This window comes from Halorubrum trapanicum (assembly GCF_017873555.1).
GTDB classification, from domain to species: domain Archaea; phylum Halobacteriota; class Halobacteria; order Halobacteriales; family Haloferacaceae; genus Halorubrum; species Halorubrum trapanicum.
The window spans coordinates 64,404-84,216 of record NZ_JAGGKE010000004.1 but is presented as its reverse complement, the minus strand read 5'-3'; the positions used below and the strand labels follow the sequence as shown (position 1 = coordinate 84,216).

18 protein-coding genes are annotated in these 19,813 nt (G+C 71.9%); 8 read left to right on the top strand and 10 right to left on the bottom strand.

Going from position 1 to position 19,813, the window contains the following annotated elements:
- Positions 1-9 precede the first annotated feature (9 nt).
- The 3 genes from phnC (at position 10) to hisH (ending at position 2,558) form a co-directional block, all read left to right on the top strand.
- Positions 10-843 (top strand): phosphonate ABC transporter ATP-binding protein, encoded by an 834-nt coding sequence (phnC, locus tag J2744_RS06405; RefSeq protein WP_209545826.1) that lies wholly within the window; start codon positions 10-12, stop codon positions 841-843.
- Positions 840-1,808 (top strand): phosphonate ABC transporter, permease protein PhnE, encoded by a 969-nt coding sequence (phnE, locus tag J2744_RS06400; RefSeq protein ID WP_209545825.1) that lies wholly within the window; start codon positions 840-842, stop codon positions 1,806-1,808. Before phnC ends, phnE begins: the two co-directional genes overlap by 4 nt.
- A 90-nt stretch (positions 1,809-1,898) precedes the next feature.
- Positions 1,899-2,558, top strand: coding sequence for an imidazole glycerol phosphate synthase subunit HisH (gene hisH, locus J2744_RS06395; protein WP_209545824.1), 660 nt, complete (start codon positions 1,899-1,901; stop codon positions 2,556-2,558).
- A gap of 14 nt (positions 2,559-2,572) precedes the next feature.
- Here the strand turns inward: hisH and J2744_RS06390 are convergent, their stop codons facing one another.
- The 4 genes from J2744_RS06390 to J2744_RS06375 form a co-directional block, all read right to left on the bottom strand.
- A complete protein-coding gene (locus J2744_RS06390; RefSeq protein WP_209545822.1) occupies positions 2,573-3,586 on the bottom strand; it encodes an aldo/keto reductase in 1,014 nt (337 codons plus the stop codon).
- A 99-nt stretch (positions 3,587-3,685) separates the two neighbouring features.
- Complete coding sequence (locus J2744_RS06385; RefSeq protein ID WP_209545821.1) at positions 3,686-3,829, bottom strand: DUF7560 family zinc ribbon protein; 144 nt, start codon at positions 3,827-3,829, stop codon at positions 3,686-3,688.
- A gap of 114 nt (positions 3,830-3,943) precedes the next feature.
- Positions 3,944-4,699 carry an ABC transporter permease gene (locus J2744_RS06380; RefSeq protein WP_209545819.1) on the bottom strand — a complete coding sequence of 252 codons (756 nt, stop codon included), beginning with the start codon at positions 4,697-4,699 and terminating at the stop codon, positions 3,944-3,946.
- Positions 4,696-5,742: an ABC transporter ATP-binding protein gene (locus tag J2744_RS06375; RefSeq protein ID WP_209545818.1), complete on the bottom strand. Its 1,047-nt coding sequence runs from the start codon at positions 5,740-5,742 to the stop codon at positions 4,696-4,698. The genes J2744_RS06380 and J2744_RS06375 overlap by 4 nt, the downstream gene beginning before the upstream one ends.
- 175 nt (positions 5,743-5,917) lie before the next feature.
- Here J2744_RS06375 and folP point away from each other — a divergent pair, with 175 nt between their 5' ends.
- The 3 genes from folP (at position 5,918) to J2744_RS06360 (ending at position 11,326) form a co-directional block, all read left to right on the top strand.
- A complete protein-coding gene (gene folP / locus J2744_RS06370) occupies positions 5,918-8,530 on the top strand; it encodes a dihydropteroate synthase (protein ID WP_209545817.1) in 2,613 nt (870 codons plus the stop codon).
- Between the two features lie 88 nt (positions 8,531-8,618).
- Entirely contained in the window at positions 8,619-10,145 is a 1,527-nt protein-coding gene (locus J2744_RS06365; protein ID WP_209545816.1) for a DHH family phosphoesterase, read from the top strand.
- 110 nt (positions 10,146-10,255) lie between these two features.
- Positions 10,256-11,326: an NAD(P)/FAD-dependent oxidoreductase gene (locus J2744_RS06360; RefSeq protein ID WP_209545815.1), complete on the top strand. Its 1,071-nt coding sequence runs from the start codon at positions 10,256-10,258 to the stop codon at positions 11,324-11,326.
- A gap of 414 nt (positions 11,327-11,740) precedes the next feature.
- Here the strand turns inward: J2744_RS06360 and ilvA are convergent, their stop codons facing one another.
- Both ilvA and J2744_RS06350 read right to left on the bottom strand, forming a co-directional pair.
- A complete protein-coding gene (gene ilvA / locus J2744_RS06355; RefSeq protein WP_209545814.1) occupies positions 11,741-12,952 on the bottom strand; it encodes a threonine ammonia-lyase in 1,212 nt (403 codons plus the stop codon).
- 208 nt (positions 12,953-13,160) lie between these two features.
- Positions 13,161-13,568, bottom strand: coding sequence for a gamma-glutamylcyclotransferase family protein (locus tag J2744_RS06350; protein ID WP_209545813.1), 408 nt, complete (start codon positions 13,566-13,568; stop codon positions 13,161-13,163).
- Positions 13,569-13,689: 121 nt separating this feature from the next.
- Here J2744_RS06350 and J2744_RS06345 point away from each other — a divergent pair, with 121 nt between their 5' ends.
- Positions 13,690-15,135, top strand: coding sequence for an MATE family efflux transporter (locus tag J2744_RS06345; RefSeq protein WP_209545812.1), 1,446 nt, complete (start codon positions 13,690-13,692; stop codon positions 15,133-15,135).
- 82 nt (positions 15,136-15,217) lie between these two features.
- Here the strand turns inward: J2744_RS06345 and J2744_RS06340 are convergent, their stop codons facing one another.
- Complete coding sequence (locus J2744_RS06340) at positions 15,218-15,529, bottom strand: hypothetical protein (RefSeq protein WP_209545811.1); 312 nt, start codon at positions 15,527-15,529, stop codon at positions 15,218-15,220.
- Between the two features lie 50 nt (positions 15,530-15,579).
- The gene (locus J2744_RS06335; RefSeq protein WP_209545810.1) at positions 15,580-17,136 is read right to left on the bottom strand and encodes an alpha-isopropylmalate synthase regulatory domain-containing protein; all 1,557 of its coding nucleotides are present in this window, start codon (positions 17,134-17,136) and stop codon (positions 15,580-15,582) included.
- 323 nt (positions 17,137-17,459) lie between these two features.
- Here J2744_RS06335 and J2744_RS06330 point away from each other — a divergent pair, with 323 nt between their 5' ends.
- Positions 17,460-17,948: a cupin domain-containing protein gene (locus J2744_RS06330; RefSeq protein ID WP_209545808.1), complete on the top strand. Its 489-nt coding sequence runs from the start codon at positions 17,460-17,462 to the stop codon at positions 17,946-17,948.
- Between the two features lie 42 nt (positions 17,949-17,990).
- Here the strand turns inward: J2744_RS06330 and J2744_RS06325 are convergent, their stop codons facing one another.
- Together J2744_RS06325 and J2744_RS06320 are read right to left on the bottom strand one after the other, a co-directional pair.
- Entirely contained in the window at positions 17,991-18,677 is a 687-nt protein-coding gene (locus tag J2744_RS06325; protein WP_209545807.1) for a CRISPR-associated protein Cas4, read from the bottom strand.
- A gap of 419 nt (positions 18,678-19,096) precedes the next feature.
- Positions 19,097-19,801: a hypothetical protein gene (locus tag J2744_RS06320; protein ID WP_209545805.1), complete on the bottom strand. Its 705-nt coding sequence runs from the start codon at positions 19,799-19,801 to the stop codon at positions 19,097-19,099.
- Positions 19,802-19,813 lie beyond the last annotated feature (12 nt).

The following is a 19,813-nucleotide window of genomic DNA, read 5'->3' as shown; positions in this document are numbered from 1 at the left end:
TTTGCCCTAATGAGCAGCATCACAGTCGAGGGACTAACGAAACGGTTCGGCGAGACCGTCGCGCTCGACGACGTCTCCTTCGAGGTCCCGGAAGGGGAGTTCGTCATCGTGCTCGGCGTCTCCGGATCGGGAAAATCGACCCTTCTCCGATGTATGAACGGGCTCGAAACTCCCACCGAAGGCGAGATCCGGATCGGCGATACGCCGGTGGACGAGCCCCGCCCCGACATCGCGATGATCTTCCAACAGCACAACATCATCGAGCAGATGAACGCCTACTCGAACGCGCTCACCGGCTCGCTCAACCGCAACACCTTCCTTGACTCGCTCTTCCAGCGACAGAGCGAGGAGGACAAGCTTCAGGCGCTCGACGCGCTCGACACGGTCGGACTCTTAGACGAGGCCCAGCAGAACGCCCAGCAGATGTCCGGCGGGCAACAGCAGCGCGTCGGGATCGCCCGCGCGCTGGTCCAGGACCCGACGATCCTCCTCGCCGACGAGCCGGTCGCGAGCCTCGACCCCGGCTCCTCACAGCAGGTGATGGGCTACCTCCGGACGGCCGCCGCCGACCGCGGTCTGACGGCCGTCATCAGCCTCCATCAGGTGAACCTCGCACGGAAGTTCGGCGAGCGGTTCATCGGGCTCCGCGACGGGAAGAAGGTGTTCGACGGCTACCGCGACGAGTTCGACATGGGCGTGATAGACGAGATCTACGGTGACATCGACACCGAGGGCATGTTCGCGCCCGATGGCGAGGCCGACGACGGTCCCGACCCGTCGAGCGAATCCGGCGACGACGCGTCCTCGAAGCGCGGCGTCTCCAGCGGGGGGATGGGCCAATGAGCTACGGCGACAGCGTCCGCGACCGCTACGAGGAGATCGTCCTCGCGCGCCGGGTCCGCGCGCTGGTGTTTCTCGCCGGGTTCGCGGCCCTCGCCGGCCTGTTCTACTACGCGCTCATCTCCGTCGGCTTCTTCGCGGCGAACATTCCGAACTACCTCCCGAACTTCCTCAACGCGCTGCGCGACTTCTTCCCGTTCTTCACGCCGGCGTTCCCGTTCATCGAGCCGGCCGGGTTCCTCGACTACTGGGCGTTCATCGACGAGCGAAACCTGATCTGGGGCGGCTTCGGCGGCGAGACGCCGCTCTTCGGTGAGGCCGGGATCACCCTCGCGATGGGATTCGCCGGCACCGTGATGGGGTTCCCGCTCGCGCTGCTTTTCGGCGTGCTCGGCTCCGGCCGCGTGACGCCGTTCCCCTTTAACTTCATCTTCCGCGGTCTCATGTCTTCCATCCGCGCCATCCCGGCGCTGGTGTGGGGGCTCATCTACATCCCGCTCGGCGGGATCGGCCCGGTGACCGCGACGCTCGCGATCGCCACCGACACCGTCGGCAACCTCGGTCGCCTGTTCACGGACGAGCTCGAAGAGATCGAGGACGGGCCGATCGAGGCGATGGAGACGACCGGGGCGAACAAGCCGCAGCTCATCACCTTCGGGATGCTCTCGCAGGTGACGACGCCCTTCATCGCGTGGACGCTGTACATCTTCGAGATCAACGTCCGGATCGCCGTCTCGCTCGGCATCATCGGCGGCGGCGGGCTCGGAAACGTGCTCTCCGTCCAGCAGGGGCTGTTCGCGTTCACCAACATGATGGCGACGATCCTCGTCATCCTCGTGTTGATCATCTCCGTGGAGATCGTCTCACAGCGGATCCGCTCGGCGCTCCGCGAGGGCGACGAGGCGCAGGGGATCGTGGCGCTGCTCATGGGCTTCCCGCAGCGGATGGCCGAGGCGGCGCTGAAGTGAGCTGAGCGCGTTCGATCCACTCCCTTTCCGCCCGCGCGATTCGACTGTCGCAAGGGAAACCGACTTTTCCGTCCCCCTCCGAGAGGAGGTATGAGCACCTTCGAACCGCCCGCGGAGACGCTGGCGGACGTCGTCGTCGTCGACTACGGGCTCGGGAACCTCCGGTCCGCGACCCGCGGGCTGGAGCGCGCGGGCGCGGCCGTCGAGATCACCGACGACCCCGAGGCGTTCGCGGCCGCCGACGGCGTCGTCCTCCCGGGCGTCGGCGCGTTCCGCGAGGGGATGGAGAACGCCGGCCCGCTGCGTGAGGCGCTGACCGACCACGCCGAGGCGGGCCGTCCCCTCTTCGGGATCTGTCTCGGGATGCAGATGCTCCTCACCACGAGCGAGGAGGCGGACCACGAGGGGGAAGGCGAGGTGACGGGTCTCGATCTGGTCCCCGGCACCAACGTCCGGTTCGACGTGGACCGGAAGGTGCCCCACATGGGCTGGAACGAGCTGGAGGTGACGCGCGACCACCCGATCGTCGAGGGCGTCGAGGGCCAGTACGCCTACTTCGTCCACTCCTACTACGCGGAGCCGGACGACCCGGACGCGGTCGTCGCCACCGCGGACTACGGCGTCGACTTCCCGGCGGTCGTCGCCAACGAGGCCGGCAACGTGTTCGGCACGCAGTTCCACCCCGAGAAGAGCGGCGAGACGGGGCTGCGGATCTTACGGAACTTCGTCGAGTACTGCGCCGATCGGTAGCGCCGCACTCCCTTCTACAGCGCGTCGTACGGGCCGGGCTTGGCCGCGGTGAGGCGGTCGACCTGCTCGTCCGAGAGGTCGATCGTCGCGGCCGCGAGGTTCTCCGTGAGCTGGTCGACGGTGCGGGCGCCGACGATGGGCGCGGTGACGCCGTCCCGGTGGGCGAGCCACGCGAGCGCGGTCTGCGCGGGCGAGGCGTCGACCGCGTCGGCGACCGCGTCCAGCTCGTCGTGGACGTCGAAGTTCTCCTCGGTGAGGTACGCCTCTTGGAACCGGCTGGACTCGGCGGCCTTCGAGTCGTCCGGCAGGTCGGCGTCGCGGTCGTACTTCCCGGTGAGGAAGCCCTGTCCGAGCGGGCTCCACGGGGAGACGGCGAGGTTCCGCTGGCGCGCGAACTCCAGGTAATCCCCCTCGACCTCGCGGTCGACGAGGTTGTAGCGCGGCTGGAGCACTTTGAACGGCTCCCACCCCTCGCTCCGGGCGATCTCGTTGGCGCGGGCGACCTTCCAGGCGTTCGGCCGGAGCGTGGAGGCGCCGAGGTAGTGGACCTTGCCGGACTCGACCAGCCCGTTGAGCGTCTTCATCAGCTCGCGGGCGGGCGTCTCGTCGTCCCAGCGGTGGATGTAGAGGACGTCGATGTAATCGGTGTCGAGCCGGTCGAGCAGGGCGTCGACGCGGTGGCGGACGTTCTTGCGGTTCGTGCCCCGACTGTTCGGGTCGCCGTCGCGGATCTGCCAGTACACCTTCGAGGCGACCGTGTAGCGCTCGCGGTCGCGCTCGGAGAGCCAGTCGCCGATCCAGCGCTCGCAGTCGCCGCCGCCGTACACGTCGGCGGTGTCGATGTAGCGCCCGCCGGCGGTCTCGTAGGCGTCGAGCAGCTCGTGGGCGCGGTCCTCGTCGATCTCAACGTTCCCCGCCTCGGTCACGCGGCCGAACCGCCACGTGCCGAACTGGAGCTCGCTCGTCCGCAGGCCGGTTCGGCCGAGCGGCACGGTTCCCAGATCGATCTCCTCGAGTTCTGGCGTCATCGTCGAACGGTTGTCGCGGTCGACGCAAAAACCTACAGCAACCGGATGCGGTGTGCGAACGCGTGGCGGACACGAGGGTGTCGGTGATGGCCGCGGCGCTCACTCGCACGCCACGGCGAAGTCTTCCTCCGCCGCGGTCGCGGTGCACACCGGGCAGCCGGCGTCGAGTATCGTCTCGCGCATCTCATCGTTGACCTCGATGGTCTGCGCGCAGTCCGGACAGGTGAAGTGAACGGTGCTCAACGGCGTTACCTCTCAGTTCCTCCGGACGCGGGCTGTGAACATAAATGGACGGTTACGGGATCCCGGACGGCGGCCGCTCCGACGCCGCCGTCCCGCGGGCGACGGGCCGCCCGCTCACTCGGTCCGCGGCACCGCGTACGCGCCGACCGCGAGGAAGCCGGCCGCGAGCGCGGTCAACGCGAGCAGGTCGCCGGCCCACGCGCCGCCTTCGAACGTTATCGCTCTGGTCCCCCGCGCGAAGTACGTCAGCGGCGAGGCGGCGACCGCGGGCAGGAACCACTCCGGGAGCAGCGACGGGGTGACGAACGTCTCGGAGAGGAACAGCAGGGGGAGCGCCACCGTGTTGCTCGCGGCGATCACGCCGTCCTGCGAGTCGGCGAGCGCGCCGAGGACCGCGCCGAGGCCGCAGAACAGCGCGACCGCGACCGCGACGAAGACGGGGAGGACGGCGAGCGCGGGCGAGACGATCAGGGTCGCGTCCGTCACCGCGAGCACCAGCCCGAGGATGAGCAGGCTCGCGGCGCCGATGATCCCGACGTTGACGAGCGTGTGCGCGAGCAGCCACTCGCCGCGCGAGAGGGGAGTCGTCGCCAGCTTCTCGAACCGCCCGCCGTCGCGGTGGCGCGCGATCTCGGAGCCGACCCGCGACAGCGGCGTGAACAGGACGACGACCGCGAGGTAGCCGGGGATGTAGTAGCCCGCCGGCTCGGCGAAGAGGCCGCCCCCGGTCGGCTGGGTCCGCACCAGCGCGCCGAAGATGACGACGAGGATGACGGGGAAGAAGAAGGTGAAGAACACCGCCGTCCGGCGGCGGGTGAACGAGCGCGCCGCCGCGACCGCCTCCGTCCGGATCCGGCCGAGGCGGGTCATCGGTCGCCCTCCTCGTCAGCTCTCTCGACGCTCTCTCCCGCGTCCCCTCGTCGCGCGTACTCCTCGCCGGTGAGCCGCAGGTACACGTCCTCGAGCGACGGTTCGGTCCACGAGAGCGAGTCGAAGGCGACCCCGGCGCCGTCGAGCGCGTCGACCGCGTCGCCGATCGCTTCGGGGCGCACGCCCCGCACCCGGAGTCCCGCCTCGGTCCTCTCGACGGTCGGCTCGGTCCCGAGGCGCTCCCGGACCCCGCTCGCGACCGACTCGACGACCTCTTCGGTCGCCGACTCGGCAGTCGCGGCGTCGAGCCGCGGCGCGCCGCCGTGTTCGGCGACCAGCCGGTCCGGCGCGCCGCTCGCGACGACCCGACCGTCGCGCAGCAGCGCGACCCGGTCCGTGAGCCGCTCGACCTCGTCCATCGCGTGGCTCGTGAGGAAAACGGTCGTGCCGCCGGCCGCGAGCCGCTCGATCAGCCGGTGTATCGCCCGCCGGCCGGCGGGGTCGATCCCGGTCGTCGGCTCGTCGAGGAACAACAGGTCGGGGTCGTTGACGACCGCGGTCGCGACGCAGGTCCGGCGCTTCTGGCCGCCCGAGAGCGTCTCGTACCAGGCGTCGGCGTCGTCGGCCATCCCCACGTCCTCGAGGACCGCCTCGGTGTCGCGGGCCGCGTCGTACAGCCCGCCGTAGTAGTCGACCAGCTCGCGGGCCGTGAGCCGCGCGGGCGGGTCGAACGACTGCGGGAGCAGCCCGATGCGGGCCGGGTCGACGTCTCGGGGCGGCTCGCCGAAGACGCGCAGGTCGCCGTCGGCCTCGGTGGTGCCGGTGAGCGCGCGCACCAGCGTCGTCTTCCCGGCGCCGTTAGGACCGATCAGCCCGAACACCTCGCCGGCCGCGACGTCGAGGCTGACCCCGTCGAGCGCGACGACGTCGCCGTACGACTTGCGGACGCCCTCGCCGCTCACGACGGGATCGGCCGCGGGGCCGCCCGGACTCGCCCCGTCGGCGGGGGCGTCTCCCGCGGCGTCGATCGCTGTCTCGTTCATGCGACCGACTCCGGCCGCCGCGCGCGTAAGGGTTGCTCTTCGGTCGACGCGGGGCGGCGCCGTCGACGGAAGCGCCGCCGTGGCGCCCGCCGGGTCCGTCGCCGTGGCGCTCGCCGGACCCCCTCCCTCGTCCCGGTCCGTTACCCCTAAGCGACGCGCTCCCGACTCACGGCGTATGCACTACCACGAGGCGGCGGCGTTCCTCTTCGACCTCCGCCGCTTCTCGGTCAAGCCCGGCACGGAGCGGGTGGAGGCGCTGCTGGCGCACCTCGGCGACCCGCAGGAGGACGTCCCGTTCGTTCAGATCGCGGGGTCGAACGGGAAGGGCAGCGCGGCGCGGATGACGGAGTCGGTCCTCCGCGAGGCGGGGCTGTCGGTGGGGCTGTACACCTCGCCGCACCTCTCCGCGCTCACGGAGCGCGTCCGCGTCGGCGGCCGGGAGATGACGGAGGCCGCGGTCGCCGACTTCGTCGCGGAGGTGCGCCCGTGGCTGATCGACCGGGCGGCCGCCGGCGAGCCGCTCACCTTCTTCGAAGTCGTGACGGCGATGGCAGTCCGGGAGTTCGCGCGGCGCGAGGTCGACGTGGCCGTGCTGGAGGTCGGTCTCGGCGGCGAGTACGACGCGACGAGCGCGGTCGACCCCGCCGCGACCGCCGTGACGAACGTCTCCTTGGAACACACCGCGGTGCTCGGCGACACGATCGGCGAGATCGCCCGCACGAAGGCCCGGATCGCCCGCTCCGACGCCCCCTTCGTCACCGCTTGCGAGGGCGAGGCGCTCGACGTGGTCCGCGAGGTCGCGGACGAGGCCGGCGCGCCGGTGACGCGCGTGACGGGCGAGAGGGGCACCGAGGAGGGCGGTGACGCCGAGTCCGAGTCCGACGACCCGCCGGCGTTCACGGCGACCTACGAGGGCCGCGTCAGCGCCACCGACGCCGAGGTCTCGATCGTCGGCGAGCGCGAGGGGACCTACCGGATCCCGCTCGTCGGCGCTCACCAGGCGACGAACGCGGCGATCGCCGTCGCGATCGCGGACCGAACCGCGGCGGCGCTGGGGACCGACCTCGCGGACCGGGCGATCCGCGACGGCCTCGCGCGGGCGACGTGGCCGGGGCGGTTCGAGGTGGTCGACACCGCGCCGCTGACCGTCCTCGACGGCGCGCACAACCCCGCGGCGGCTCGCACGCTCGCGGCGACGCTCGACGAGTACGACTACGACGATCTCCACCTCGTGTACGCCGCGATGCACGACAAGGACCACGCGGAGACGGCCGCGGCGTTCCCCGACGCGGCGACGGCGGTCACCTGCCGCCCCGCGATCGACCGCGCCGAGGCCCCCGACGTGCTCGCGGCCGCGCTCCGCTCGGCGGGCGTCGACCGCGTGATGGCGGGCGGCGACGTGTCGGACGCGCTCGCCGACGCGGTCGACCGCGCCGACGGAGACGACTGCGTGCTGCTCGTCGGCTCGCTGTTCGCGGTCGCCGAGGCCCGCGCGGCGCGAAACCGGACGGTCCGCCAGCGAACGGTTCGCGGCCCAGCGGACGCCGCCCACGCGCTTGACACGGCCGGCGTCCCGCCGGCGGGGGTCGCGGCCCGCCGGGACGGCGTCGACCACCGCGTCCTCACCCTCCGGCTGCGCGGCGACCGCGCCGAGCGCGTCGCGAGCGAGGTCCGGGCGGTCGGCGGCGACGCGGCGCTCGGCGGACTCGGCGCGAGCGAGGACCGCGGCGCCGGCGGCGAACGGGTCCCGGTCACCGTCGCGGGGACGGTCGCCGAACTCCGCGCGCTCGTCGACCGACTCGACGCGGCCGACGCCGGCGGACTCGGTGGCGTGGCGGCCGACCTCGCCGGGGCGGTCGGGATCGACGACTCCGGCGTGGACGGAACAGCGGACGGGGTCGCCGCGAGCGACGGAGCGGCCGACCCCGAAGACCCCGACCTTCCGTGGACCGACCGGACCGCCGTGATGGGCGTGCTCAACGTCACGCCCGACTCCTTCCACGACGGCGGGCGCCACGCCGACCTCGACGACGCGGTCGCGGGCGTCGAGCGGATGGTCGAGTCCGGCGTCGATATCGTCGACGTCGGCGGGGAGTCGACCCGGCCGGGCGCGGAGCCGGTCCCGGTCGAGGAGGAGATCGATCGGGTCGTGCCGACGGTCGAGGCGATCCAGTCGGTGCCGGCGGTCGACGCGGGCGACGTGCTCGTCTCGGTCGACACGCGGAAGCCGGCCGTCGCCGAGGCGGCGCTCGACGCCGGCGCGGACGTCATCAACGACGTGACGGGGTTGGAGGATCCGGAGATGCGCTCGGTCGTCGCCGACGCGGACTGCCCGGTGATCGTGATGCACAGCCTCGACGCGCCGGTCGACCCGGACGCCGACCCCGAGTACGACGACGTGGTGAGCGAGGTCGTCGACGCGCTGCGCGAGCGGCTCGCGCTTGCGGACACGGCCGGCATCGACCGCGACCGCGTGATCGTCGACCCCGGTCTCGGGTTCGGCAAGTCGCCCGCGGAGGACTACGAGCTGCTCGCGCGCTGCGGGGAGCTCGCGGCGCTCGGCTGTCCGGTTCTGATCGGTCACTCGCACAAGTCGCTGTACGGCGCGGTGGGACGCGACGCGGACGACCGCGAGCACGCGACGGTCGCGGGCACCGCGCTCGCCGCCGACCGCGGCGCCGACATCGTCCGGGTCCACGACGTCGCCGAGAACCGCGCGGCGGTCGACGTCGCCGCCGCGGTCGGCGGGGCGCTCCGCGAGGGAGACGATTCGGAGGACGCGGCGTAATGTCGGTTCGCCCCCCGACCCCGCGTCCGGGGCGTCACCCCCGCCGCGCCGACGGCAGCGTTTTGCCTCGCGACCTCGTCGCGTCCGTATGACCCGGCGCCTGCTGCTCGGCTGTAGCGCGGTCGGGAACGCCCTCGCCGAGCGCACCCGCGAGGGACGCGGCGATCTGGTGGCGATCACCGACGACACGGGGTGGGCGTCGACGCTGCGCGACCGCAACGTCGCCACGGTCGAGGCCGACCCGACCGACCCGGCGACGTACCCCGACTCGGCGGCGATCGTGCTGGTCGCGAGCGACGACGCCGCGCGGAACGTCGCCGCCGCGCGCGCGGCCCGGGAGCGATACCCGGACGCGATGGTCGTCGCGTACCTCGGAACGGCGCCGACCGACGAGCAGCGGGCGGCGAGCGAGGCGGTCGCGGACCGCGTTGTCGACCCCGTCGAGGCCGTCACCGACCGCGTCTGCGAGGCGATCGGTCTCGACGGCGGCGCGGACGACGCGGGCGGCGCGGGCGGCTCCGGCGATGCGGGCGACCTCGCCCCGAGTCTCGCCGGCGACCGCTCGCAGACGCCGGACGACGAGAAGCCCGCCCGGCTGCTCGCGGCCCTCCGGGCGCTCTCGGGACCGCTCCTCGTCGTCGCGCACGACAACCCCGACCCGGACGCCATCGCGAGCGCCCTCGGGCTGGCGCGGATCGCGGAGTCGATCGGCGTCGACGCCGACGCGTGTTACGGCGGCGAGATCGCCCACCAGGAGAACCGCGCGATGGTGAACCTCCTCGACATCGGTCTCCGGCCGTTCGACGAGATCGACCTCGACGCGTACGGCGGCGTCGCCCTGGTCGACCACTCCCGCGCCGGGATCAACGACAGCCTCCCCGAGGGCCACCCGGTCGACGTCGTGATCGACCACCACCCGCCGCGGGGACCGGTCGCGGGGTCGTTCGTGGACATCCGCCCCGCGGTCGGCGCGACGAGCACGCTAATCTCCGAGTACCTCTCGCGGTTCGGGATCGTGCCGGACCGGGACCTCGCCACGGCGCTCCTGTACGGGATCCGGATCGACACGAAGGACTTCACGCGGGCGACCGCCATCGACGACTTCGAGGCGGCCGCCGCGCTGCTCGCGCACGCCGACGAGTCGACGCTCGAACGCGTCGAGAGCCCGAGCGTGAGTCCCGAGACGCTACGCGTGCTCGCGGCCGCGATCGAGAACCGCGACGTCCGCGGGTCGGTGGCCGCCTCCTGCGTCGGCGAGATCGCCGACCGAGACACCCTCGCGCAGGCGGCCGAGCGCCTCCTCGATCTGGAGGACGTGACGGTGACGTTCGTCTACGGCTACATGGACGGGGTGATCTACGGCTCCGCTCGCGCCCGCGGCGCCGACCTCGACGCTGGCGAACTGCTTCGCGACGCGCTCGACCCCGTCGGTTCGGCCGGGGGGCACGCCGCGATGGCCGGCGCGCAGGTCCCGCTCGGGATCCTCTCGGAGGTCTCCGAGTCGGAGTCGCTGTCGGACGTCGTCGAGGCGTTCGTCGCCGGGCGGTTCTTCGAGGCGCTCGACGACGCCCCCGCCCAGCCGACCGGGCTTCCCCCGGAGTTTCCGACGGACTGACCGGGTTCGCGTCGATCTGAACAGTCGTCGGCCGTGTCACACTCGCCGGTCGTGCGGCCGACGCGCCAACGGTCGCAACGTACATACGGCGCGCCGGCGAACCCTTTCGCATGACCGACGACGTCGTCGAACACCGTCGACTGATCATCGCCGGCACCGGCATCTCGGGCCTCTCGGCGGCCATCTACGCCGCGCGCTCGAACAACGACCCGCTGCTCATCGAGGGCGACGAGCCGGGCGGCCAGCTCACGCTGACGAGCGAAGTGGAGAACTACCCCGGCTTCCCCGAGGGGATCTCCGGGCCGGGCCTGATCAACGACATGAAAGAACAGGCGCAGAAGTTCGGCGCCGAGACCCGCAACGGCGTCATCGAGGACGTCTCGAAGGAGCCGGCGGGCCACTTCCGCGTCGCGCTCTCCGACGGCGACGTCTACACCGCCGACGCCGTCATCGCCGCGTCGGGCGCCAGCGCCCGCACGCTGGGGGTCCCGGGCGAGGACGAACTGATGGGGTACGGGCTCTCGACGTGTGCGACCTGCGACGGCGCGTTCTTCCGCGACGAGGACATGCTCGTCGTCGGCGGCGGCGACGCCGCGATGGAGGAGGCGAACTTCCTGACGAAGTTCGCGGACACCGTCTACGTCGCCCACCGCCGCGAGGAGTTCCGCGCCGAGGACGTGTGGATCGAGCGCACGATGGACGCGGTCGAGGAGGGCGAGATCGAGCTGCTCTTGAACACCGAACTCACCGAGATCCACGGCTCGCCCGAGGACGGGATCGACCACGTGACCCTCGTCGAACACCCGGACGGCCACCCGAAGGAGAAGCTGGACGACCCGGCGACCGCCGACGAGGTCGACGAGTACGAGTTCGACGTGGGCGCCGTCTTCTACGCCATCGGCCACACGCCGAACACGGACTTCCTCGAAGGGACCGGCATCGAGACCGACGAGGACGGCTACCTGATTACCGAGGGCGGCCGCGGCGGCGGACAGACCCGCACCGGCGTCGAGGGCCTCTTCGGCGCGGGCGACGTGGTCGACTTCCACTACCAGCAGGCCGCGACCGCGAGCGGCATGGGCGTGAAGGCCGCGCTCGACGCCGACGAGTACCTCTCCGAGCGCGAGCGCGCCGGCGAGCTTTATGAAGGTGAGGTCGACGCCGCGGCCGCAGACGACTAATACTCGGGATCTGCGGTTTCGGACGTTCCTTTCGGCCGCTTCGAGTCACCCGCTCGCTGATTCGTCACTGCCGTCTGGGTGAACACCTCCAAAGCCCCTGCCGCGAGGCCGGCGTACGCTCGCTGCGTTCCTCGGTCGGTCGCTGCCGCTCCCTCCCTGCGGTACTTGCGTCGCCTACGCCGGCCTCGCGGCAGCGTGGCGCTGTGCGCCACGGGCAGCCGGCGGCGGAGCCGCCGGCGACTGCCCCTTTGAGTCCCATCCGACCGCGACCGCACAGCACCTCACGCCTCCCCAGCCTCGTCGGCCTCCCTTCGGTCGGCCGACTCCCTCGCGCGTGCGACTCGCGCCCTCTGGGCGCTCGTCGGCACGCGCCACCGCAGTTCCATTTATAGACGGCCGTCGTGATCGCCCACCTTACGACAGAATTTCGACCTCGTACCCCTCGGCTTCGAGCGCGTCGACGATGTCGGCGGCGTGTTCGGCGTCGTCGGTCTCTAATTCCAGTTCGAGTTCGGCGGCGTTGACGGCCACGTCGCGCGAGGTGCGGTCGTGGTGGACCGCGTACACGTTCGCGCCGGTGCGCGCGACGATGCTGGAGACGCGCTCCAGTTCGCCGGGCCGGTCCTTCAGGTCGATGGTGATCTTGAGGTACCGACCCATCTGGACCAGGCCGCGCCGGATCACGGTGCCGAGGCGGTTGAGGTCGATGTTCCCGCCGCAGAGCGCGGCGACGACCGTCTCGCCGTCGTCGTACTCGAACGCCTCCGAGAGCACGGCGGCGAGCGCGACCGCGCCGGCACCCTCGACGAGCGTCTTCGCGCGCTCTAAGAGCAGCGTGAGCGCGAGGGCGATCTCGCGGTCGTCGACGGTGACGACCTCGTCGACGTACTCCGCCATCACGTCGAGCGTCTGCTCGCCGACGGATCGGGTCGCGATCCCGTCGGCGATCGTGTCGACGCTGTCGATCTCGCGGAGCTCGCCCGCCTCCAGCGACTTCGCGGCGGAGGCCGCGCCCTCCGCCTGAACGCCGACGACGCGGGCGTCGGGGAGCTGTTCTTTGATCGCGACCGCGACGCCCGAGATCAGCCCGCCGCCGCCGATCGGGACGACCACGGTGTCGAGTTCGGGACAGTCGTCGACGATCTCCAGGCCGAGCGTCCCCTGCCCGGCCATCACGACGGGGTCGTCGAACGCGTGGACGTAGGTCCGGTCCTCCTCGCGCTCCAGCTGGTGCGCGTACGCCTGCGCCTCGTCGTAATCGACGCCCTCCAGCCGGACGCTCGCGCCGTACCCGCGGGTGGCCTTCACCTTCGAGACGGGCGCGAACTTCGGCATCACGACGGTGGCGTCGACGCCCGCGCGGCTGGCCGCCAGCGCCACGCCCTGCGCGTGGTTGCCGGCGCTCGCGGTGACGACGCCGGCCTCGCGCTCCGCGTCCGAGAGCGTCTCGATCCGGTTCATCGCGCCGCGGATCTTGAACGCGCCGGTCCGCTGGAAGTTCTCCAGCTTCAGGTGGAGGTCGGCGCCGCTCATCTCCGAAAAGGAGCGCGACCGCTCCAGCGGCGTGTGCCGGGCGACGCCCGAGACCCGCTCGCGCGCCTCGCGGATGTCGGCAAGACTGAGCATGCCACGTCGTCGCCGCGCCGACCGCTAATCGGTTCCGGTCGACCGCGGTCGCCTCGCCCGTCGTATCGACGAGCGAGCGGCTCGCGGTTCGTGAAGGGGGGAATGCACGCGTGTGACGTGCGAGTGAAGCGAGGCGACGGGAATACAAAAAGGTGGGGCTACCAGAGTGAAAGTGTAACCGCACGACTGCGGCGCTGTCATCCGCCCGTCAGACGGGATCTCGGGGGGTTAGCCGCACCCGCACGTCGCGGTCGTCGAGGACCGATCGCACCTGGTCGGCGAACGGACCGTTTCCCGGCCACGTCGCGTCCGCGTCGAGCCGGTCGGGGTCGCCGACGTACACCGCGGCGGTCCCCGGGTGGTCGGCCGGCGCGTCGAGCGGCACGGTCTCGCGGACGTACAGCCCGCCGTCGACGTCCTCGTACGCGTCGAGCGCGTCGATCTCCTCCGTCCGGAGAAGTCTGCCCGCCGTCTCGCCGCCCGGCGCGAGCGTCGGGTACCGGCCCTCCACGAGTCGGAGGCCGTCGAGCGTCGCGGAACCGACGAAGACGAACGAGTCGACCACCTCGGCGACCCGCTCCGGCTCGGTCAGCGTGCCGTACACGAAGACGTCCATGGGGTGCGTGGGTCGCTCGCGGGTTTCAACGTTCGGGCGGTCGCGGCCCGCGCCCTCGACTCCCGGCGGGAGCGTCCGGGTCCGATATATCAATACCGCGGGCGACCGTCGGGTGCGACACATGGACTTCCCGCGGCTGCGGCGCGTCTGGAAGCGCGTGTTCTCGCTCGCGTGGCCCGTCATGGCCGAGCAGACGTTCCGCACCGCGATGCGGACGACCGACATCCTCGTCACCGCGCTGTTCTCGCCCGCCGCGGTCGTCGCGATCGGACTCGCCGACCTGTACGCCCGGTTCCCGCTACGGATCGGGCTGGGACTGGGCGGCGGCGCCATCGCGCTCTCCTCGCAGGACACCGGCGCGGGCGCCGCGGAGAACCGCGACGAGGCGGTGACGCAGGCGATTCTGATCGGCGCGCTCGCCGGGATCCCGTTCGTCCTCTTCGGCTTCCTCTTCGGCGAACTCGCGATCGACGTGTTCGGCCGGATCGTCGGCGAGGAGACCTCGCCCGCGGTCGTCGACCTCGGTTCGACGTACCTCGCCGTCGTGTTCGCGACCGCCCCGGCGCGCCACGTCGCCCTGGTCGGCGCCCGCGCGCTTCAGGGGACCGGCGACACCCGCACGCCGATGTACGTCAACGTCGCCGCCAACTCCGTCAACATCGTCGGCTCCGTCGTCCTCGGCTTGGGACTTTTCGGGTTCCCGCGATTGGAGGTCCTCGGCGTCGGCCTCGCGACCACGGGCGCGAACGTGCTCACGGCCGGGCTGCTCTGTTTCGCGATCTGGGGGTCGTGGACTGACGCCGACTTCGCGTGGCCGCGCGACCTCACGATCGCCAAACAGCTGCTGGTCGTGAGCGCGCCCCGCGTGTTGGAGGGGTTCGGCTCGGAGCTCGCGGAGTTCCCGTTCAACGCCCTCCTCCTCGGCTTCGGCGAGGCGGTCAACGCCGGCTTCCAGATCGGCCGCCGGGTGTACCAGCAGGTGACCGGCCCGCTCTCGCGCGGCTACAACGTCGCGGCGTCGGTGCTGGTCGGCCAGGCGCTCGGCGAGGGCGACCCGGAGGCCGCGCGCTTCAACGGGTGGGCGGTCGCGAGCCTCGGCGTGCTCACGGTCGGGACGATCGGGATCGGACTCGTCGTCGGCGCGCCCCGGCTGGTCCCGATCTTCACCGACGACGCGGCGACGATCGGGTACGCGGTCGACTTCGCGCGGGTGTACGGGGTCGCGGGCGCCGCGCTCGCCTGCTTCTCCGCCCTCTCCGGGTCGCTTCAGGGCGCCAGCGAGACGCGGATCCCCCTCGTCGCGCGCGTCTCGGCGATGTTCGGGCTGTTTCTGGGACTCTCGTGGCTGCTCGGGCGCACCGCCGGATTCGGTCCGATCGGCGCGTACGTCGGCGTGTCCGCCGCCTACGTCTGGATGGCGCTCGTCGTCGCCGCCGGGTTCCGCTACTCCGGCTGGGCGACCCGCGCCGCAGACATGATGGACGCGCGCGGCTCCGGCCCGGGCGCCGAGTCGGACGCCGGACCGGAGTCGCCGCCGGATCCGGTGCCCGACGAGGAGTCGTCGTAGGCGCCGCCGCGATCGACAGCGGTTCTCGCGGCCGACAGTGGCTCTCGCGGCCGACCGCCGCTCCCGCATCGCGGCCTCTCGGCTACGGCTCGCCGCCGAGCGACTCCTGTTCGGAGCCCGTATCGCCCCTGAGCCGCCGCCGGCGCTTGTCGTAGGCGGCCTCCAGTTTCGCGTTCGTCGCCCGCGAGACGAGGTAACAGTCCGCGTCGCCGTCGTCGCGGGGGTGCGCGCTCGCGACCCACACGTGGCCGTCGCCGGCCGAGAGGTCGTCGGCCCACCGCTCGGCGGCCGCGCGGCTCTCGAAGGCGTGGCGGGTCCCGTCCTCGAAGACGAGCCGCCCCACCTTCGCGTTCCGCTTGCGGGCCGACGGTTTGATCGCGACGACGACGCTCACACCCCGCGATCGGTCGCCGTCAGTTAAAAACCTCGTCAGACGCGGCGCGGTCAGTCGTCGGCCACGGCGCTCGGCTCGGCGTCCGCGGCGTCCGCCTCCGCCGCCAGCAGGCGGTCGAGCCCGTCGACCATCCCGACGACGCTCGCGCGCGTGATGTCCGCGTCCGACGCCGAGACGCTCACGGAGCGATCGCCCCGCGAGAGGTCGACCTCGACGGTGACGACCGCGTCGGTGCCGCCCGTGATGGCGTCGACGTGGTAGGAGTCGAGCTCGAAGGCGACGCCGTCGCTCTCGCTTTCATACTCGTCGCCCGCGAGCGCCGTCCGGACCGCCTCCAGTCCGGCGTCGACCGGGCCGGCGCCGGTGCCGGAGGCGACGCGCTCCTCGTCGCCGACGCGGAGCCGGACCGAGGCGGTCGGGAGGTTCCCGCCGGAGGTCGCGGAGAGGTCGACCAGCTCGACGTGGCGCTCGCGCTCGCGGCCGCGGACGTCGTCGGCGACCGCGAGCAGGTCGGCGTCGGTGACGCGCTTGCCGCGCTCGCCCAGCTCCTTGACGCGGGCGACGGCCTCGCGCAGCTCGTCGTCGTCGACCGCCACGTCGTGCTCGGCGAGCGCGGCCTTCACGCCCGCGCGGCCCGCGTGCTTGCCGAGGACGAGCCGGCGCTCTCGGCCGACCGTCTCCGGCGGGTACGGCTCGTACATCGTCCCGTCCTTGAGCGTGCCGTCGGTGTGGATGCCGGACTCGTGGGCGAAGGCGTTGGCGCCGCAGACCGCCTTGTTCGGCGGGAGGGCGACGCCGGTCGCCTCCGAGACGGTCCGGCAGAGCCGGTAGAGCCGCGAGAGCTCGACGGTGTCGACGTCGTACGACCGGCCGAGCGCGACCGCGACCTCTTCGAGGGCGACGTTGCCGGCGCGCTCGCCGACGCCGAGGACGGTGCCGTGGACGGTGTCGGCGCCGGCCTTCAGCCCCGCGTGGACGTTCGCCAGCCCGAACCCGAGGTCGTCGTGGGTGTGGAGGCTCGTCGGGCCGCGGTCGGCCAGCCGCGAGACGACCGCGGCGGTGCGCTCGGGGTCGGCCGCGCCCACCGTGTCGCAGTAGCAGATCCGGTCCGCGCCGGCGTCGAGCCCGGCGCCGAGCAGGCGTTCGAGGTAGTCGAGGTCGGCCCGGGAGCCGTCCTCGCCGAGCACCTCGACCCACAGGCCGTGCTCTTTGGCGTACTCGACGAGTTCGACGGTCGTCTCGACGACCTCGTCGCGGGTCGACCCCACCTTCGTCTCGACGTGCTTGTCGGAGGCGGGCACGACGAGGTTCACGCCGTCGACGCCGCAGTCGAGCGCGTGGTCGACGTCCCGCTTCATCCCGCGGGCGAAGCTCGTCACGGTCGCGTCGAGTCCCTCGTCGGCCACGCGGCGGATCGCCTCGCGCTCGCCTTCCGAGGTGCACGCCGAGCCGGCCTCGACGAGGTGGACGCCGGCGGCGTCCAGCTCGCGGGCGACGTCGACCTTCTCGTCGGGCGATAAGGAGACGCCGGGCATCTGTTCGCCGTCGCGCAGGGTGGTGTCGAGTAGCTGTACCTCGTCGAGGTCGGTGAGTGGTGTTCGGGTCAAAAGGGAGTCCGTCGGCTCTGCGGTGGTCTCGGGGTCGGTGCCGCCGCGGGGCGGTCGTGCCCCGTCGTCGTTATCGTCGGAGAATTTCGCGGCCAGCCGCCGCGAGGCGACTTCCTCTATCCTCCGAACGATCGCGAGTGTCTCGCGTCATTCGTACCCGTGCGAACGACGCACACACGTATAAACTGCCGGGTCGCGTCACCTTTGGCCGAGCGATCGTCGCCGCGGCCCGGGGTTCGCTGAGGATCTCTCGATCCGCTTCGGCGACGGTCCCTCGACGCGACCGGCGACAGCGTTAGGGGACTCCCCTGCGAGCGACCCGCATGGAGCGAGTCGCGATCGACGATGTCGACGTCGTCACGAACCCCATGGGCGTCCACGACCTCCGGAAGCCGGTGTCGCGCGCGCTCGGCACCGACCACGTCGCGATGAACTACTTCGAGCTCGCGCCCGGCGACGGCTTCTCCGGCGGGCTTCACACCCACGGCGACCAGGAGGAGATATTCTACGTCCTCTCGGGCACCGCCACGTTCGAGGTCGGCCGCGAGCGCGAGCGGGTCGCGGTCGGTCCCGGGGAACTGATCCGCTTCGCGCCCGGCGAGTTCCAGTCCGGATACGTGGCCGAGGACGCCGACGAGGAGGTGGTCGCGTGGGCGGTCGGCGCGCCCGGCGCGCACCACGACTGGGACCAGATCGAGTCGGTCGTCGAGTGCCGCGAGTGCGGCGAAGAACGAGTCCACGACACGGAACTCACCGACGAGGAGCGGTTCCGGTTCACCTGTACCGAGTGCGGCACCGCCTTTTCGCCGTGAGAACGGGGACGCGTCGCGACGACCACGCCGCGCCGATTCGGCTCAGCCCAGCAGGGATCTGAGCGAGCGTCGCCGGGTGCCGCACTCGGCGGCGTAGTCGCAGGCGTCACAGCGGTCGTCGTCGACGCGCGGCGGCGGGCCGTCGATCGACCGCGCCGCGCGGAGCGCCTCGCGGTACGCCGCCTTCTTCCGGAGCGTGAGCCGGACCTCGCGGACGACGCCCACCGCGGGGTACTCGACCAAGGCCCGATCGATCTCGCGTTCGCGCTCCCACGCCAGCGCCTTCGCGATCCCGACCGCGCGGACCGCCTGCGGCTCCCACACGCCGGTCTCCGGCGGTTCGCCCGACGAGACGAGGGTCGGAACGGGCGACGGCGACCGCTCCTCGTTCCCGCTCGCGTCGCCCGGCTCCAACACCTTGTGAACCGTGCCGTGACAGTCCTTGCCCGAGAGGAACCCCCGCTCGCTCGCGGGGTTGACGAGGCAGTCGTAGTCGCTCCGCTCCCGCAGCCGGGTCAGGTTTCGGCGGTAGGCGGCCGGCGACCGGTGGAGCGGCAGCTGTAGCAGCACTCGGTCCGGCGCGTCGACCAGTTCGTCGTACCGGAACGCGAGGTCGATGCGCTCGCGCGCCTTCGGCGGGACGCTCCGCTCGTCGTCGCGCCGCACGTAGTAGAGCTGTCGGGGGCAGTACGCCGCGCGGGCCAGGTCGCTGAACGGGACGAGGGTCACGCGACCGGTTGGCCGCGGCCTCGGTGATAAAGATACGACGGCGCGTGCCGATGAGTGGCCCGGAGGGCCACGAACCGCACGCGCGAGGTCGCCGGCGCTACGCGCCGGCTGCCAGAGGGACCTTCGGTCCCTCGCTGGAGTCAGTCGCCCGGAGCAACGCGGAGGGCGACTGACGAGGCTGGGGAGGCGTGAGGTGCTGTGCGGTCGGGTGGGACTCAAAGGGGCAGCCGCGAGGACGAAGCACACCGACGTAAGCACCACAGCGAGTGAGCGGAGCGAACGAGCGAGGAGCGCAACGAGGTGCGCGAGTCCTCGCGGCTGGGGCTTTGGAGGTGTTCACCGTCGATCCGCAGTCACCGGATTATAGCCGAGCGGCTGGGGCTTTGGAGAAGAGTTACCGAGGATCCACAGCCAACTACTTATAAAGAAACGTCCGTCTCGATGTCCTCTGTCGCCTCGCGGAGGCCGTCCTCGCGGGCGTCGCTCGCGAGCGACCCCTCGATGTCGGCGTCGGTGAGGAGGTCGCGGAACGTGTCGCGGAACCGGTCGTTCGTCCGAGTGGAGGTGAGGTCGGCGCGCGCGACCGCGGCGTACTTAGCGACCGCATCCGGCTCCGCGTCCAACTCCTCGGCGCACTCGACGATGGAGTTCCCGGCGGCGGTGAGCCGCTTCAGGGCGGCGTATTCGAAGGGCGGATCGGCGGTATCGCCCTCGCTCTCGTCACCGTCCGCCTCGATGTCCCGGTCCGACTCCCGCACGAGGTGGAGGTCGAGACGCGCCTTGCGGACCGTCTCGGCGTCGACGGGGTCGGCCTCGGCGTCGCTGCCGTCGCCCTCGCCGTCCTCCCGCTCCGCGAGCGCGTCCCGAACCGCCGCCGCGATTTCGGCGTCGTCCGCGCCGCCGAACCGGCCGCGGGCGACGAGCGCGTACGCGTCGTCGTCGAGCGGAGTCGAGAAGCCGTACCGCTCGCGCATCGCGGCGACGAGTTCGCGGAGGCGCTCGTCGGTCGCCCCCTCGTCGCGGTCGGAGAGGGTCCCCCGCGCCGCGTCCTGGCGCTCGGTGACCGTCTCGGCGCCGGTGGCGTCGACGAACAGGTCGCGGAGGTCGGCGGTCTTCTCGTCCATATGGGCCAACAT